Origin of the sequence: Lentzea indica (assembly GCF_012184385.1) — a bacterium.
GTDB lineage: Bacteria > Actinomycetota > Actinomycetes > Mycobacteriales > Pseudonocardiaceae > Lentzea > Lentzea indica.
This window is the reverse complement of the sequence record NZ_VSRL01000575.1, coordinates 1-900: the sequence shown is the minus strand read 5'-3', so window position 1 is coordinate 900 and position 900 is coordinate 1. Positions and strand designations below refer to the sequence as shown.

Here is a 900-nt window from a genome sequence, read left to right as displayed (position 1 = left end):
TGAGCCTTTTCCATCCTCATGATCGAGTCTGTTGTTCGAGGACGTGGATGGCGCGGGCGTAGTGGGTGACCTGTTCGGGGCTGGCGCGGACTCGGGTGAGGACGCGCCAGTTCTTGAGGGTGGCCATGGCGCGTTCGACGCGGCAGCGGATGGCGGCGTGGGCGTTGTTGGCGGCCTTGTAGGACGGTCCGAGTTCTTTCTTCCAGAACCGGTATGGGGTGATGGTGCCGTCGCCGGCGCCGATGTAGCCGCGGTCGGCCAGCAGGGTCAGGCCCGCGTCGCGGCAGGTGTCCAGGACGCCGTGGTGGCGGGCGGCGGTGAGGTCGTAGACCGAGCCCGGCAGCCCGTCGGACACCCACGCCAGTCGCCCGTACGGGTCCGTCAGCACCTGCAGTGTGACGCCGTGGTGCCGGGTTTTCATGCAGTAGTACGGCTTTTGGTGGCGGACCCGGTCGACGCGGATCACCGTGCCGTCCAGCAACGCGTAGTTCGAGAACGACTCGGTCAGTCGTGCCACGGCCTGCTCGAGCGACGGCGCCACGGCGGACAGCAAGTCCACTACCTCGCGGATGTAGCGGTGGACGGTGGCCAGGCCGATGCCGAAACCGCTGGCCAGACGCTGGTAGGTGTCGCCGTTGCGCAGGTGTGCCAGTACCAGCAGGGCCTGGCGGCCGGGGGTGAACCGGCGCCAGCGGGAACCGATCGCGGCACGGTGACGGCGGATGAGGCGTGCGACGAAGTCCAGGGTGCGATTGGACAACGTGATCGTCGCCGGATAGAACAACACGCGAAGCTCCTGGCAAGCATGGGTGGATCTTGGTCGTGATACCCGTGCTACCAGGAGCTTCGCCGCGTTCAAGGCGGTCGGTCAGATCGACCTGATCTTGTGACCAGCAAGAT

1 protein-coding gene is annotated in these 900 nt (G+C 66.6%); it reads right to left on the bottom strand.

The annotated features are described in order from the left end of the window. Nucleotides 1-16: 16 nt before the first annotated feature. Nucleotides 17-787: a transposase family protein gene (locus FXN61_RS49695; protein ID WP_167980673.1), complete on the bottom strand. Its 771-nt coding sequence runs from the start codon at nt 785-787 to the stop codon at nt 17-19. Nucleotides 788-900 lie beyond the last annotated feature (113 nt).